Here is a 14,322-nt window from a genome sequence, read left to right on the forward strand (position 1 = left end):
ACTATATATGACTTTAGCATAATTTGTATATTTACATTGTATAAAATATTATAAATTATTTTCACTGAAGCGTTCTATGAACTGCTTGATCAGTTCATTCAATGTTACAGCGGCCTTCGTAGGGAGGCGGTGATCGGCTTTTTTAATGAAAACAAGCTCACTCTTCGGTAATTGCTGATGCAATATGTTGGCATAAGGATGAAAGTGTTTATCCTCTTCACCATAAACGAGCAGGACAGGAAGATGGATTTCCCCGAGCCGTGAGGTACAGTTATACTTCAAGCTGTAACGATAATATTGTTCGACATTCCCGGGATGGCTCTGCTTCGCATCGTTGAATAACTTACGGAACAAAGGTAGCTGTTTCGTTTGTGACCAAGCAATCGAAAGCGCAATCGTACCAACTGCGCCGATTTTGGAAAGAGCAGTGCCCCAAGAAATTTTGTTTCTTAGGCGCCAATCGTTTACTTCCGACATTCCACTAATAACAATGCCTCCCCATGCCCGATCTGGATAAGTCAGGAGGAATTCAAGTACTATCGAGCCACCGGTAGAATATCCACACAAAAATACTTTATCCAAGCTCATCCGGTCCATCAAATGCTTAATATCCTGGACGATGAGAGGGTAAGTAACCGTTTGTTCGGAAGGCTGACTTTTACCGTGTCCTCTGATATCAAAAGCTACAGTTCGAAAATCGGGCGATAGTCCTTGGATTTGGTATGTGAAATTTAAACTTGTGAGTACTGGAGGGTGGATAAATAGGATGGCCATTCCTTCACCGGAATCAATATAGTGCATCGAGTATCCGTTTATGCTTGTAGTAGTCATTGTTATTTTCCCCTCCCATTGAAGATATTGGTTTTACTGAAAAAAACAACTCGTGATATAAAAAACATTTTCGGAATCGTTTTAAGACCCTACAATCATAATCCTGATCTCTAAACAATTGAATATATTCTTTTTCATTACGAATATACTCTCCGTTGTCGTACCATTTCATAAACCAGTTACATAGCGGTTTTTTCTTGGATAAACATGGTTCCATAACGACAATGGTACCGTTAGGCTTTAGGATTCTTTGAAATTCCTTCATGTAGCTAGATATTTCATCCGAAGAAATGTGGTGTAATACAGCGATAATAAGTATGTAGTCGAACGACTCATTATCAAATGGCAAATTATTACTATTAAATACTTGAAATGCATGGTGGCTATATAATCGCTTTGCATAATCAATTCGTTGGGCGTCAGGATCAATTCCAACATAATACAACGGGTTAAACATGGAGCAATTTGCCCCAGTACCACAGCCAAAATCCAGTACAGTTTGGCTTTCAAATGAAAAATGGGAATGCACATGATCATGGATATATTTTTTAGTAAACCACTTTGGACGGACAAACCAATGATACAGTCTAGGTGAGAACGGGATGTTAATGGGAGTTCACCAGCTTTCTAATTATTCGAGTCACTAGAAGTAATTTGGCATATTAGATTAAAAAAATTCATTTCGGAATAATTTTTTTTAGTGTAAGCAAAAATAAAAAAATCAAGGGAATTGTGTTTTTCAAAGAAAGGGATACACAAATGGGAATAAAGTATAAAATCACGATTGTACTAGTGCTAAGTTTAAGTTTACTAATCGTCGGTTGCAGGGCGGACTCCAGTCAACAGCTAAATCAACAAAGCATCAAGTCCCATATCCCAGTGAATAATAAGGCCAAACCGGTCATATTCATCATGATTGATTCTTTAATGGATAAGCCTTTGCAAGATGCGATTAAAGAAGGCCGTGCTCCGGCAATGCATTATCTTCTTCATCAAGGGCAATATTTCCCACATGTAGTGAGTTCATTTCCCACGATGTCTGTGACCATCGACAGTACCTTATTAACGGGGACGTATGCAGACCAACATCATGTGCCCGGACTTGTGTGGTACAGCGACTCAAGGAAACGCATGATTTTCTACGGAAATGGTGCCAAGGAAGCCCTAAAGATAGACCAACTGCAAGTATTTTTAGATGCCATTTACCAATTAAACCAAGTTCATCTGAATAAAAAAACGAAAACCATCCATGAGGAATTGGCTGACAAAGGGGAAGAATCCGCGTCCATCAATGCTATTGTTTTTAGAGGAAGAACGAAACATGCCCTCAAAGTGCCTGACTTCATAGCGAATAGCAGTAGAGTACCAGAAAAAATGATAGTCACAGGACCTAAATGGTTATCCTATGCAGCTCTGGCACAATTGAATCCGAAAAATAGCTGGAACACTCCTGTGTGGAAAAAATTTGGGATGAACAACGAATTTTCCGCAAAGGATACCGCTTTTTTAATCAGCCAGAAAAAACTTCCAGATGTAACTATCGCCTACTTCCCAGAGAATGATAATTTGGCGCATAGAAAGGGTCCCACTCAACTAAAGGGAATTGAAAAAGCGGACCAAGCACTGCAAACTGTGTTGAACGCATACGGTTCGTGGGAAGAGGCTGTGAACAGTGCGATATGGATTGTCATGGGCGACAGTGCGCAAAGCGCTGTATATGATGATCGACAGGCAGCGACTGTTGATTTAAGGTCTCTTTTAAGCCATTACCGTATTGCAAAATTAAATCAACCCGTAAGAAGTGATGACCAGATCGTGATTGCCGCTAATGAACGGATGGCCTATATCTATGCAATAAACGATAACGTAGAGTTATCCGATGTGGTGAAGTCTTTACAAAAGGAGGACAAGCTCGACATTATCGCTATGAAAGATGGTACAAACCATATTCATGTTACAAAAGGCAAAAAGGGTAAATTGTTTTCTTATCGTCCCGGTGGGAAATTGACCGATGAATATGGACAATCGTGGACATTATCGGGCGAAGAGGACCTTGTGGATATTACGGTAAATAATAACCGGATCAAATATGGAAAATATCCAGATATTTTGGCGAGGCTACACGGGGCAATGAATTCGCATGAGGGAAGATATGTTGTCGTCACGGTCCAACCGGGATACGAACTCGTCAGCGAAAGTTCCCCTACCCACATCGGAGGGGGAGCCCATGGATCGCTGCACGAAAAAGATTCCCTTGTTCCACTAATTATTTCTGGAACGAATACACGGCCCAAAACTCTGCGAATTGTAGATATAAAAGATTGGATTCTGCAATTGGTGAATAAATAAGTATTGAGCGTTCTTAATATTAAAATTGAGCCCTATTAGTATGTAAGCATTAGTTATATAATCGAAAGGGGTCACACCTTGGATCAACTAGGTTTGTAGCCGATTGCATTTTGTGGGTTGGATTCGTCAGCCTGTTCATGCTAAAGACCGTTCCGTTTATCTTTCTCAAGGGATAAACGGTTTTTATATAAGTATATGTTTATAAGGTAATGTAATGGAGGTTTTTAGAACATTGATTTTTTTGGCATGCATTATATTCTTAGTCACTTTAGTATTGGTCATCTGGCAGCCTAAACATCTGTCCATTGGGTGGTCTGCGTGCGGCGGTGCCATACTCGCCTTGGTGGTGGGGGTAGTGGATTTGCATGATGTTTGGGAAGTTACTCGAATGGTCTGGAATGCAACACTAGCTTTTGTCGCTATTATACTGATTTCATTAGTCCTTGATAGAATTGGTTTCTTCGAATGGGCAGCACTTCACATGGCACGGCTAGCCCGTGGAAGCGGAACCCGGATGTTTGTCTATGTGAGCCTGCTGGGTGCCGTAGTTGCTGCCTTTTTTGCCAATGACGGCGCGGCTTTAATTTTGACACCAATTGTACTGGCGATGGTTCGGGCACTGGAATTGGATGAGAAAATGGTATTTCCTTTTATCATAGCGAGCGGATTTATTGCAGATACGACATCGCTTCCGCTTGTAGTCAGCAACCTCGTTAATATTGTGTCAGCCGATTTCTTTGGAATCAGTTTTATGGAATATGCGAGTCGTATGATTGTACCTAATCTGTTTTCCTTAGCGGCTAGTATCGTGGTACTGTATCTCTTTTTTCGCAAAAAAATTCCTAAAACGTTTGATGCGACACAGTTAATCACGCCTGCAAATGCGATAAAAGATCCAAAGATGTTCTGTATGTCCTGGGTCGTTCTCACAATATTGTTGGTTGGCTACTTTGCATGCGAATTTTTTGACATTCCCGTCTCGGTGGTGGCTGGTATCATTGCCATCCTTTTCTTGCTGATGGCTAGAAGAAGCCCTGTGGTACCCATGAAAGAAGTCATCAAGGGAGCTCCATGGGCCATCGTATTTTTCTCTATCGGGATGTATGTGGTGGTGTATGGTCTGCGTAATGCCGGTTTGACGGATCTGCTGTCCCATGTGATTCAAGCGGCTGCTGATCAAGGTATGTTTGTAGCTACCATGGCCATGGGTTTTATTGCGGCGATTATCTCGTCGAGTATGAATAACTTGCCCACGGTCATGATTGATGCACTTGCCATTAATGCCACTCATGCAACCAGTATGGTCAAAGAGGCACTGATTTATGCTAATGTCATTGGGTCGGATCTTGGACCAAAAATAACTCCAATCGGTTCATTAGCCACATTGTTGTGGCTACATGTACTTCGTTCCAAAAACGTAAAAATTTCTTGGGGCACTTATTTCAAAACAGGCATCGTCTTAACTATTCCTACACTTTTTATTACCCTGCTAGGCTTATATCTATGGTTAATCATTTCATAATTGAATATCGAAGGAAACGTTAATGACGGAAAGAAGAAAATTTATTTTTTGTGCACTGGTAATTCTTTCAGATATGATTGCTGAATGGTGCGGATTTAGTGGTGACCTTGTGCGGAGATGCTGCAGATAAATATCCTATCGCACCTCCGCACGTTCGCCGTGAACATTGGGGATTTGATGATCCGGCTAAAGCACAAGGAACAGAAGAGGAGCAATGGAGCGTATTCCAGCGTGTACGGGATGAAGTAGGGGCTCGTATTCGGAAATTTTCGGAGACTGGTGAATAAATAAAGTACACAGCTTAGGTATAGTATTTCAAGCAAGCACGCCTCCTTAAAGAGGTGGTGCTTGTTTGGCGTTTTTTTCCTTCACAGAATACTCTTCCAACACCTTTGTTTTATCTCCATAGATCCTATCCAAATGATCTTCTCCCCATAAGCAAAAACGATCAAGCAGATCTGTAAAATCCCATCCATATTCACTAAGCTCATATTCCACTTTGGGGGGAACTTGGTTATAAATGATGCGATGGATGATTCCATCCTTTTCAAGCTCTCTAAGCTGTTGGGTGAGCACTTTTTGGGTGATTTTCGGAATGAGTTGACGAAGTTCGTATGTACGTTTTCTGCCACTGGCTAAATGGTATAGAATAATGCCTTTCCACTTTCCACTGATGACCTCCAAAGTTGCCTCGATCCCGAGCATATAGGTTTTGGCTTTGTCTTCCATAGACTTTTCCTCCTCTCCGATCTGTAGTACAAAAGGCACTAAGGAACCTTAAAGTACCTACAGTACATTGAAGTGCGTACTTCACACTTTAATGTATAACATCCATAATAGCATCTGTAGACAGGGTTCACCAATGATGAGGAGAAAGAAGGTTACGGATATATGAAAGTTCTATTGGTCGTCACGCATCCTAGAGAAGATTCACTTACCCTTGCGGTCATGAATCGTTTTGTAGAGGGATTGAAAGAGAATAAGCACGAGGTAGATATTTTGGACTTGGATCGGGATGGATACAATCCGGTGTACAGCGCTGCGGATGAGCTGGATTGGAATACGACCCATAAACAATATACTCCTGAAACACGGAAAGAGATGGATAGAATAGTGGCTGCGGATGCTCTGGTCTTTGTGTTTCCATTATGGTGGTATAGTGTCCCGTCCATGCTAAAAGGGTACCTGGATAAAGTGTGGAACATAGGTTTACTTCAGGAGTTCACGACAAAGCAGGTTCTGTGGATGTGCTTGGCGGGGGGGACTAAAGAACATCTGATCAAGTATGAATATCACGATTTGGTTACTAATTATTTGAATAAAGCCATTGCTGGTTACGCAAGAGTAAGAGAGTCAAAGGTAGAGTTCTTCTATGATACTTTATCCGAATCGAAAGAATACATTGAAGGTTTACTGGAGCACGCTTATCAATTAGGTCTGGCATATAAGTAAAGATTGTTCTGGTAACAATGAGAATTTCATATTGTTGAAAAAGGGTTAAGGCTCGTTAGACGGCACTTAACCCTTTTTATTTCTACAGAAGAGACTATCCTTTTATCACCACTAGTTGTGCTTGCTGAAACAAGGGGTTATGGTGATCCCTTTTCAGAAGCAGTACCCGCAGTCTGCTTGGCTAGCTTCTGTCTTCCTCATGTGCGCTGGAATGTTCAAGCTATTCACTACATTGATATTTGCAATAAAGTGCTTGATAATAAGTGAATATCGGACGAGACAAAGATACCCAAAAGTGAGGGACCTGAAATGGCGACAAAGTTATATTACACTGCTCCAAATCTTACGGAGTGGGACACTCATATTACACAGAGCATGGAAAGAGACGGAGCATTTTTTGTTATGCTTGAGGAAACGGCCTTTTATCCGCATGGCGGAGGTCAGCCATGTGATACAGGAACGATTCAGGGCATCCGTGTATTAGATGTTGTTCTGGAGGATGGGGACATTTGGCATCAGGTAGAACGTTTGCCGGACGAGGAAAAAGTGGCCTGCCAATTGGATTGGGAGCGCAGATTTGATCATATGCAGCAGCATAGCGGACAGCATTTGCTGTCAGCGGTTTGCCTGGAGCTGTTGGGTGCGCGTACAGAAAGCTTTCATTTGGGACAAGAGTACGCCACAATTGATGTCAACAGTTCGGAAGTAACATCTGCGCAGCTAGCGGCAATCGAACAGGAAGTAAATCAGCAAATCTACAACAACCGCAGCATAAAAAGTTATTTTGTAACCCATGAGCAATTGAAGGACATTCCGCTTGTGAAAATGCCTAAAGTGACGGAAAATATTCGGATTGTTGAGATCGAAGGCATTGAATATAATGCTTGCGGTGGTACACATGTGGCTCAGACCGGGGAAATTGGAATGATTAAATGCTTGAAATGGGAAAAGCAAAAAGGGATGACGAGAATCCATTTCAAATGTGGTGCTCGCGCACTCCACGACTTTAATAATAGTGTTCGGATTTTGGACGTGTTATCTGCGAAGTTCAATACTGGGCGAAAGGATATTTTGACTCGATTCGAAAAGTGGGAGCAGGAGCATAAGCAGCTCAAGGCGCAAGTAGAGCTTCTACAAGAGGAAAATGCATCGTACCAGGCGAAAGAGTTACTGTCTGCTGTACAGGGGCATGTTCTTGCTCATGTGTTTGAACAAAAATCCATTCAGGAGATGCAGCAATTGGCTGCCAAGTTGACCGCTGAGCATGATTTGCTTGTTTTATTTGCCACAACAGCCGAAAATAAAATCATTCTGGCACATAACGGTACCCAATCTGTTAGCTGCGGAGCGTTTTTGAAAGAGAATCTGGGCGCGTTTCAGGGCAAGGGGGGCGGTAGCAACCAATCTGCTCAGGCAGCATTTTCGTCCCGCGAGAACCTCTTGAATTTCTTTGAAACGGCCCAGCGGCAGTTCATTCAGGGCTAATGTAATGGAGGATTAGTGACGAAGCGGCAGCTTCCACTTTTCCTCTTCTGTAAATAAAATGAAAGAAAAAATAAGTGCAACAACAGCGCCCCAAATGGCTTTATCCCCAACCGTCAAAGTCAGAAATCCCCCCAGCAAAGCTCCTAGCAAGAAGGTTGCCAGGATGACACCATAGCGCATCGCTCGAATGGCTGCGTTCGTGTCCTTGGTCGTTATGGCGACATACATAGCCTCTGTAGCTGATCGGAGATTACCGGTGCTGACCGTGGAGGTGTACGGCACATCAATGAGCTTGCGGAAGGAAGTCATTTGTACGGAAGCGACGAACGAGACGATCACCACCACTACCGTATTGGGAACTCCTTGCGGAATCAATCCCACGATGAAAAAAATTGCGATTTCCAGTAAAAGAATTGCGCGGGTCCAGTCTGGAGTTAGACGGTGGATTGATTTTCGTTTAATCCCTTCAGCAACAAAAACGCCCAGTGAAAAGGCGATCAGGGGCGGGATATAGGATAACGCCTGAATCCAGTGCCCCTGAATGACTTTGACAGCCAGCAGCACGATATTGCCTGTCTGTGCGTTGGCGAAAACACCGCCTCTTCCAACAAAGGTATATGTGTCCAAAAAGCCCCCTACTAATGATAGTAAGGCGCCCAGTCGTAACGATTCGGACGTTACCTGATGTAAATGGATTTTGCCTTTCATAAACACGGCATATAAGCCTCCTATGCTAAACGTCGATTCTTTAAAGCTAACACGAAAATCCAGGACCATACAATTAAATTAATCACTTAAGCATGAAAATGACACAAAGAAGCCACATCAGGTCCCATACAATAGAAAGGACGTAATGCGGCTTGTTGGAGTGCTGTTTAAAGTGCCATCTGAACTTCGAGAATGTGCTTATTGCAGAGCTTGAACGAGTGCTCTACCAAACTCCTGTGCACCATCTGGACCGTCGGCTGTAATAATGTCGCTATGCGCAACGACATGCTGAGCGACATATTCGGCTTGATGCGCTTGGAGCTGGTCCTTTTGTACATCCACTGGATAGCATGTAGCTGTTCTGCCAGAGAGCAGTCCGGTTTGAGCCACGGCTACAGAGCCTGCACAGATGCCAGCCACTAAAGTCTTTTGCTCATGAGTTTGTTTCAGCAGAGCTTGGAGATCTGCATTATTCCACAGATGATCATTTGTTCCTGATCCGCCGATTACAGATACCAGATCATAGTCAGCCAGCACAGCGTCTGTAAAAACAAGATCAGCCGTCGCTTTACCATTGTAGTCACCCACGATTTCGCCTGTTTTTGTACTCGCTAGTGTCACGGTAACACCTGCTTGCTCTAGCGCTTCCTTTGGTTTAAACAATTCATCCTCATTAAAGCGCTCTGGGGGTATAATAAAAAGAGCCTTTTTACTCATACTCTATTCCTCCTTGAATGTGTAACGTTATTTACTATTGTAGGGTGGCTTCGTCAGGCTGTGAAGAATGCACTTTCAAGTACGGAGGTTACCTGCAGGTTACTATTAATGTGCAAGATCATGATGATTTAGAAGGAGTTAATTGATATATGTCTGATACGCTGAGAGACGAAATACGGGAGAAAATTGTAAACGGAGACTACAACTGCGAAAAGGAACTAACGCTATCTGTGCTAAGCGGTAAATGGAAGGTCGTTATTTTATGGCATCTGGGTGTGGAAGGGCCGCACCGATTCAGTGACCTGCAAAGGTTGTTTCCGAAGCTGTCGCATAAAGTGCTGACCAACCAGCTGCGGGAGTTGATGGAGGACGGTATTGTGCACCGGGAAGTGTATCCCGAAGTGCCCCCAAAGGTGGAGTATTCGATGACTGCGCTGGGGATGACGATTTTACCGATTGTGGAAATGATGTATGAGTGGGGGAAAAAACGGGTGCAATCGATCCGTGAGGAAATGCAACGCAGCAGTGAGGGAAACGTTTAAATTCTGAATGCGATCTAAGAAGGATCTTTAACACTCCGTCACATGAAAAATAGAACGCCTTGCACGATGAGTACGAATTGTACCTAGAGCAAAGGCGTTCTTTGCTTCAATATGAATCATTGCTGTTCAAGTGCTGGTAGAACCTCAATCCAGCGTGTAGCCCAAGTACCGATATGGTCAAATAAAGGAGCTAAATCGCGCCCCTTATCCGTAAGGGAGTATTCAATTCGTACAGGCTTCTCAGGATAAACCATACGTTGTATGATTCCTTCCTCCTCCAGCTCTTTCAAACGGTCCGAAAGGACCTTTCCACTTAAATTAGGAATTGAATTCTCAATAGCGACGAAACGTTGCGGACCATTCGTTAGTTGAAATACGATCAACACCGTCCAACGCTTGCTCAGTAGCTCCATAGCCTTTTCAAACCGTGGGCACATCTGCGGAATGTTCATGTGATCACCTCATGCTCCTATTATTAACGATTCACTGTTAAAAGTAAATGATTTTACTTTACATAAATTTATTACTTGACGAAATTGTATGATATAAATATACTTTGTTACATAAAGTAACTTGTTAGCTTTGCTACGGAGCTTAAGATATTAATACTTAAAATTTGAACATAATTTGATATTATTAAAGACGTAATTAAATGAACAGATACGAACGAATCGTTGAGGTTATGGTTTGGGCGCAGGGGGAAGTCGGATGAAGCTGGAATGTGAAGTATGCGTAGTTGGAGGGGGACCCGCAGGGACTTTGTTATCCTGTCTACTGGCGGAGCAGGGTGTTTCAACGATATTGGTTGAGCGGCAGAGCGTACCCGGAAAGGCTTTCCGCGGTGAAATTTTAAATGATGAGGGTCAGAAATTGATCCAAAAACATAAGCTGCTCGAACAAATTCATGAGGATCATATTCTTGCCTCCACAAGAATCGAATATTGGCAGCATCAGCAGCAGATCAAAACGGTCGAGCCAGCTTCAATCCATGGTAATGTGGGAGTGCATATTCCACAACCTCGATTTTTGGAGGCGCTGCTCAAGCAGGCGTCCACCTACGAGTCCTTCCGTTACCTGGCAGGTACAACTGTGACTGCGTTGGAAGGTGACAGCGAGCAGGGATACACGGGCTTGACAGCCCGCGATAAGAACGGTCATGAGATTACGATTCACAGTTCTTTGATTGTGGGGGCAGACGGACGCTATTCGACTGTGCGCAAGCTGGCGCAGATGCCTGTGACGAACATTCGCCACGGCTATGATCTGCTATGGACCAAAATCACGGCACCTGCCGGGTGGGAGCCCGTCACTCGTCTAGCCCTGGTCAACGGAGGTCAGTTGGCTTTATTCTCGCAGGCTGAGGGTTATATCCAAATTGGCTGGAATGTGGAGGAGGGGAGCTTTTCCACCCTGTTTAAGCAATCTTTTGAACCATTTATACAGCTGTTTACGGAGGCTTTTCCGGATTTGAAGCATAGTGTGCATGATCACATTCGTTCATGGAAGGACTTCGTACCGTTGGATATTTTCAGCAGCCGCAGTGACACATGGGCACAGAACGGACTGGTCCTGATTGGAGATGCGGCGCATACCATGACACCCACGGGAGCTTTTGGCTTGAACGCTGCTTTGAAGGATGCCGATGTGCTGGCCAGTGAGCTTCTTCGTTTACGCCAGCAGATATATACCGCAGAAGACCTAAAGGTTTTCGAAGACGGACGACGACAGGCTGTCACCGAGCTTCAGGAGCGTCAACTGACCATGGAATCCACGTTTCATGAACATTTCTTACACATAGGTCAATGATGTAACACCCTGACAACAACGATTAGCCTGAGAAATACAGGACATTTCATATATAAAGTTTATATAAAGGATGGTGCAGAGAGATGAACCAAAAAGATGTAGCTACGCTACTTAACGATAAAATTCAAACTATTCGTGGAAAGCAATCTTCGACGATTTTGGTAGGACCGATCAAGCTGCCAGTTAATTTGGAAGGGGAAACGATTGTTTTTCAATGGTATTGCTGGTTGCCTGTACGGGATGAGGAAGATCGTCAGGACTTACTGAATGCCAATGCTGAGACGATTGTGAAGCGATTGTCCACACTCAATTTGGCGGAGGGACAACAATCTAGCGTATTGGTGTACGGGGATCTCCAACAGTCCGAAAATGCATTAGTTCGCATGCATAGTATTTGTCATACTGGAGATATTTTTGGTAGCAAGCGCTGTGACTGCGGATTTCAACTCCACCAGTCGATGAAAATGATTGTGGAACATGGAACAGGTGCATTGTTCTATCTAGCAAATCATGAAGGTCGCGGGATCGGTTTGTTTAGTAAAGCCATGGCTTATATTCTGCAAGAAGAAGGCATGGATACCGTCGAAGCCAACCATCAGTTGGGTTTTGAAGATGATACACGCAATTATGCGGATGCCATTAGTGTGCTTCAGCACTTGAGACAAAAACCAGTAACTCTGATTACAAATAACCCTAAAAAGCTGGATGCCTTGAAGAAGTCAGGTATGAATGTGGCGGGGCGTATGCCGCTCTGGGGCGATGTGTCGCAATATAATGAACGGTATTTGAATACAAAAGTAGAACGATCCGGCCATTTGCGGGATTCCGATCTCAGGGAGGTTCTATGAACACTCACGAAAAATATATGCGTCTGGCACTGGAAAATGCCAGAAGTGCCAAAGGGCAAACAGAGCCGAATCCGCTCGTTGGATCAGTCATTGTCAATAATGGCCGTATCGTTGGGATCGGCGCTCATTTGAAGCCCGGCGAGCCCCATGCCGAGATTCATGCATTGCGTATGGCAGGGGAACATGCTCAGGGAGCGACGATCTATGTAACGCTGGAGCCATGTTCCCATCACGGCCGGACAGGCCCGTGTGCGGAAGCGATTGTGAAGGCTGGCATTCGTCGGGTGGTGATTGCAGCACTGGACCCGAACCCGCTGGTTTCCGGCAGAGGGGTACAGATTTTGAAAGATGCAGGCATTGAGGTCATTGTCGGAGTATGTGAGCAGGAATCCATCCGTATGAATGAAGTGTTCAATCAATATATCGTGAACAAGCGTCCTTTTATTACGATCAAATCGGCAGTAACACTGGACGGTAAAATTGCAACTCGAACCTCTGAAAGCAAGTGGATCACATCTGAGGCTGCACGGGAGGATGTGCATCGTCTTCGTCACGAGCATGTAGGCATCCTGGTCGGTGTACAGACCGTGATTCATGATAATCCTCAGCTTACGACTCGTCTACCAGAAGGGCGGAATCCGATTCGTATCATTCTGGATAGTAAGCTTCGTATTCCATTGGATGCTCGTGTTATTACAGATGGAGAGGCGCCTACCTGGATATTCACAGGGCGGACTTACGATGAAGGCAAGCGAAGCCAGCTGGAACAGCTTGGTGTGAAGGTATATCCGACACAGGATGAATATAGTGATCGGGTCAACCTACCGCAAATGCTGGACATTCTGGGGGCGGCGGAGGTCTCATCGGTATTCGTGGAAGGCGGGGCCGAGGTGAACGCTTCGTTCGTGCAGCAAGGATTGGCAGACAAGCTGGTGTTGTATATAGCGCCGAAGCTGGTTGGAGGGCGCTCCGCCCCGGGCTTTCTCGGGGGAGAGGGCGTGTCTGCGATGAGCGACGCGATGGCATTGCAGGACTTGAGCGTGACGCAGGTTGGCGTGGACTGGAAAATAGAAGGGTATTTTGGGCGAGGGAAATGAGTGAGTTGTTTTTGGGTGGAGAAGGACGCTCCGCGAAGGGGTTGATCTTCCGATCGCTGTTGCAGTGGAATTCTTCGGATTGTATAAGATATTTAAAGGTAAGAATCCCACTGCAAAGGCGAACGCTACCGCTTCTCCAGATTCAACCCCTCCGCTCCGCTGCTGCCCACCGCAAAGTCACTCATTTTTCGAAATGGTGTGTGGAGCATGGGTAAGGGCATGAGAAATAAGTACTCAAAAGCTCAAAAACTCAAAAGCTCAAAAACTCAAAAGCTCAAAAACTCAAAAACTCAAAAACTCAAAAACTCAAAAACTCAAAAACTCAAAAACTCAAAAACTTATAAATTCAAAACAGAGGATCTGAAGGGCTAAAAGGCCTGGAGGGTCTTTTTTTATAGACTAAATGTTTATTAGGGTGAATGGTTAATGGGGTGAATAACTCATACGGTGAACGTCTTATGGGATGAAATCAAAATAGCATCATTACATAATACTTGGGTTTTTCGTCCTGGTTCCTTGTATATTATTTGGATATTTTCACCTTTAAAACGAAAAAATCTGTTTTACAGTGGCTGCCTTGTCTGACAATACAACGACCCTTTCGTATCCAAATCGATATCTAGAAGGGTAATGTTTGTACTTCATTTATATAAAGTCCTTATCCTAGTATGTGACTTACAATGGTAGTGTCCCGTTCCTGGTTATCTTCGTGGCAGGATAGGTGCCTTTTACTGGTTCAGGTTGCCTGCCATAATCGTGACATATCTTAAGACCTGCTAACTTTTAGCAGGTCTTTTTTTGCTAGGTCTTAACTTCATAAGTCACGTATGGTTAAAATTCTCTAACCCAAGTTCACGGCTATTTCTCCTAAATATTACTACGAATGACCTTGTTTTTTTCGTAATTCACGGACACGTTGTCCTAATAATCGTAGTACAGGTTCGTGTTACACCTCTAATTTAGTC

General features: G+C 43.9%; 14 protein-coding genes and 1 pseudogene. 9 read left to right on the top strand and 6 right to left on the bottom strand.

Annotation, left to right across the window (positions count from 1 at the left end; genetic code table 11):
• Nucleotides 1-48 precede the first annotated feature (48 nt).
• Together OIU26_RS18335 and OIU26_RS18340 are read right to left on the bottom strand one after the other, a co-directional pair.
• Nucleotides 49-831, bottom strand: a complete 783-nt coding sequence (locus OIU26_RS18335) for an alpha/beta fold hydrolase (RefSeq protein ID WP_264217610.1) — start codon at nt 829-831, stop codon at nt 49-51.
• Nucleotides 788-1,441: a class I SAM-dependent methyltransferase gene (locus OIU26_RS18340; protein WP_436449170.1), complete on the bottom strand. Its 654-nt coding sequence runs from the start codon at nt 1,439-1,441 to the stop codon at nt 788-790. Before OIU26_RS18340 ends, OIU26_RS18335 begins: the two co-directional genes overlap by 44 nt.
• A 149-nt stretch (nt 1,442-1,590) precedes the next feature.
• Between OIU26_RS18340 and OIU26_RS18345 the strand changes: the two genes are divergently transcribed.
• From OIU26_RS18345 to OIU26_RS18355, 3 genes and pseudogenes are all read left to right on the top strand, one after another.
• Complete coding sequence (locus OIU26_RS18345) at nt 1,591-3,180, top strand: alkaline phosphatase family protein (RefSeq protein ID WP_264217611.1); 1,590 nt, start codon at nt 1,591-1,593, stop codon at nt 3,178-3,180.
• A gap of 232 nt (nt 3,181-3,412) precedes the next feature.
• A complete protein-coding gene (locus OIU26_RS18350; protein WP_436449165.1) occupies nt 3,413-4,702 on the top strand; it encodes an arsenic transporter in 1,290 nt (429 codons plus the stop codon).
• Between the two features lie 77 nt (nt 4,703-4,779).
• Nucleotides 4,780-4,989: pseudogene (locus tag OIU26_RS18355) on the top strand (arsenate reductase); the annotation flags it as partial.
• A 46-nt stretch (nt 4,990-5,035) separates the two neighbouring features.
• Here OIU26_RS18355 and OIU26_RS18360 read toward each other — a convergent pair.
• Complete coding sequence (locus tag OIU26_RS18360; protein ID WP_264217612.1) at nt 5,036-5,431, bottom strand: winged helix-turn-helix transcriptional regulator; 396 nt, start codon at nt 5,429-5,431, stop codon at nt 5,036-5,038.
• A gap of 162 nt (nt 5,432-5,593) precedes the next feature.
• Here OIU26_RS18360 and OIU26_RS18365 point away from each other — a divergent pair, with 162 nt between their 5' ends.
• Complete coding sequence (locus OIU26_RS18365) at nt 5,594-6,154, top strand: NAD(P)H oxidoreductase (RefSeq protein WP_264217613.1); 561 nt, start codon at nt 5,594-5,596, stop codon at nt 6,152-6,154.
• Between the two features lie 309 nt (nt 6,155-6,463).
• Nucleotides 6,464-7,639: an alanyl-tRNA editing protein gene (locus OIU26_RS18370; RefSeq protein ID WP_264217614.1), complete on the top strand. Its 1,176-nt coding sequence runs from the start codon at nt 6,464-6,466 to the stop codon at nt 7,637-7,639.
• 12 nt (nt 7,640-7,651) lie between these two features.
• Here OIU26_RS18370 and OIU26_RS18375 read toward each other — a convergent pair whose 3' ends face one another.
• The gene (locus tag OIU26_RS18375) at nt 7,652-8,353 is read right to left on the bottom strand and encodes a YoaK family protein (RefSeq protein WP_436449166.1); all 702 of its coding nucleotides are present in this window, start codon (nt 8,351-8,353) and stop codon (nt 7,652-7,654) included.
• Between the two features lie 192 nt (nt 8,354-8,545).
• Nucleotides 8,546-9,064, bottom strand: coding sequence for a DJ-1/PfpI family protein (locus tag OIU26_RS18380; RefSeq protein ID WP_025674686.1), 519 nt, complete (start codon nt 9,062-9,064; stop codon nt 8,546-8,548).
• A gap of 149 nt (nt 9,065-9,213) precedes the next feature.
• On the opposite strand from OIU26_RS18380, the gene OIU26_RS18385 reads away from it, so the two are divergent.
• On the top strand, nt 9,214-9,606 hold the full coding sequence (locus OIU26_RS18385; protein WP_013373187.1) for a winged helix-turn-helix transcriptional regulator: 393 nt from the start codon (nt 9,214-9,216) through the stop codon (nt 9,604-9,606).
• Between the two features lie 116 nt (nt 9,607-9,722).
• On the opposite strand, the gene OIU26_RS18390 is transcribed toward OIU26_RS18385, so the two are convergent.
• Nucleotides 9,723-10,058 carry a winged helix-turn-helix transcriptional regulator gene (locus OIU26_RS18390; RefSeq protein ID WP_013312049.1) on the bottom strand — a complete coding sequence of 112 codons (336 nt, stop codon included), beginning with the start codon at nt 10,056-10,058 and terminating at the stop codon, nt 9,723-9,725.
• A 256-nt stretch (nt 10,059-10,314) separates the two neighbouring features.
• Between OIU26_RS18390 and OIU26_RS18395 the strand changes: the two genes are divergently transcribed.
• The 3 genes from OIU26_RS18395 to ribD all read left to right on the top strand — a co-directional run bounded on the left by OIU26_RS18395 (nt 10,315) and on the right by ribD (nt 13,357).
• Nucleotides 10,315-11,412: an FAD-dependent monooxygenase gene (locus tag OIU26_RS18395; RefSeq protein ID WP_264217615.1), complete on the top strand. Its 1,098-nt coding sequence runs from the start codon at nt 10,315-10,317 to the stop codon at nt 11,410-11,412.
• Between the two features lie 83 nt (nt 11,413-11,495).
• The gene (locus OIU26_RS18400; protein WP_264217616.1) at nt 11,496-12,260 is read left to right on the top strand and encodes a GTP cyclohydrolase II; all 765 of its coding nucleotides are present in this window, start codon (nt 11,496-11,498) and stop codon (nt 12,258-12,260) included.
• Nucleotides 12,257-13,357 (top strand): bifunctional diaminohydroxyphosphoribosylaminopyrimidine deaminase/5-amino-6-(5-phosphoribosylamino)uracil reductase RibD, encoded by a 1,101-nt coding sequence (ribD, locus tag OIU26_RS18405; RefSeq protein WP_264217617.1) that lies wholly within the window; start codon nt 12,257-12,259, stop codon nt 13,355-13,357. The genes OIU26_RS18400 and ribD overlap by 4 nt, the downstream gene beginning before the upstream one ends.
• Nucleotides 13,358-14,322: the final 965 nt, after the last annotated feature.

This window comes from Paenibacillus sp. BT-177, assembly GCF_025846815.2.
In the GTDB taxonomy this organism is placed as follows: Bacteria; Bacillota; Bacilli; order Paenibacillales; family Paenibacillaceae; genus Paenibacillus; species Paenibacillus polymyxa_C.

Excerpts from the sequence above, each read along its gene's own strand:
- OIU26_RS18335 (WP_264217610.1), bottom strand. The coding sequence starts at position 831 with ATGACTACTACAAGCATAAACGGATACTCGATGCACTATATTGATTCC.
- OIU26_RS18345 (WP_264217611.1), top strand. The coding sequence starts at position 1,591 with ATGGGAATAAAGTATAAAATCACGATTGTACTAGTGCTAAGTTTAAGT.
- OIU26_RS18360 (WP_264217612.1), bottom strand. The coding sequence starts at position 5,431 with ATGGAAGACAAAGCCAAAACCTATATGCTCGGGATCGAGGCAACTTTG.
- OIU26_RS18365 (WP_264217613.1), top strand. The coding sequence starts at position 5,594 with ATGAAAGTTCTATTGGTCGTCACGCATCCTAGAGAAGATTCACTTACC.
- OIU26_RS18370 (WP_264217614.1), top strand. The coding sequence starts at position 6,464 with ATGGCGACAAAGTTATATTACACTGCTCCAAATCTTACGGAGTGGGAC.
- OIU26_RS18380 (WP_025674686.1), bottom strand. The coding sequence starts at position 9,064 with ATGAGTAAAAAGGCTCTTTTTATTATACCCCCAGAGCGCTTTAATGAG.
- OIU26_RS18385 (WP_013373187.1), top strand. The coding sequence starts at position 9,214 with ATGTCTGATACGCTGAGAGACGAAATACGGGAGAAAATTGTAAACGGA.
- OIU26_RS18390 (WP_013312049.1), bottom strand. The coding sequence starts at position 10,058 with ATGAACATTCCGCAGATGTGCCCACGGTTTGAAAAGGCTATGGAGCTA.
- OIU26_RS18395 (WP_264217615.1), top strand. The coding sequence starts at position 10,315 with ATGAAGCTGGAATGTGAAGTATGCGTAGTTGGAGGGGGACCCGCAGGG.
- OIU26_RS18400 (WP_264217616.1), top strand. The coding sequence starts at position 11,496 with ATGAACCAAAAAGATGTAGCTACGCTACTTAACGATAAAATTCAAACT.
- ribD (WP_264217617.1), top strand. The coding sequence starts at position 12,257 with ATGAACACTCACGAAAAATATATGCGTCTGGCACTGGAAAATGCCAGA.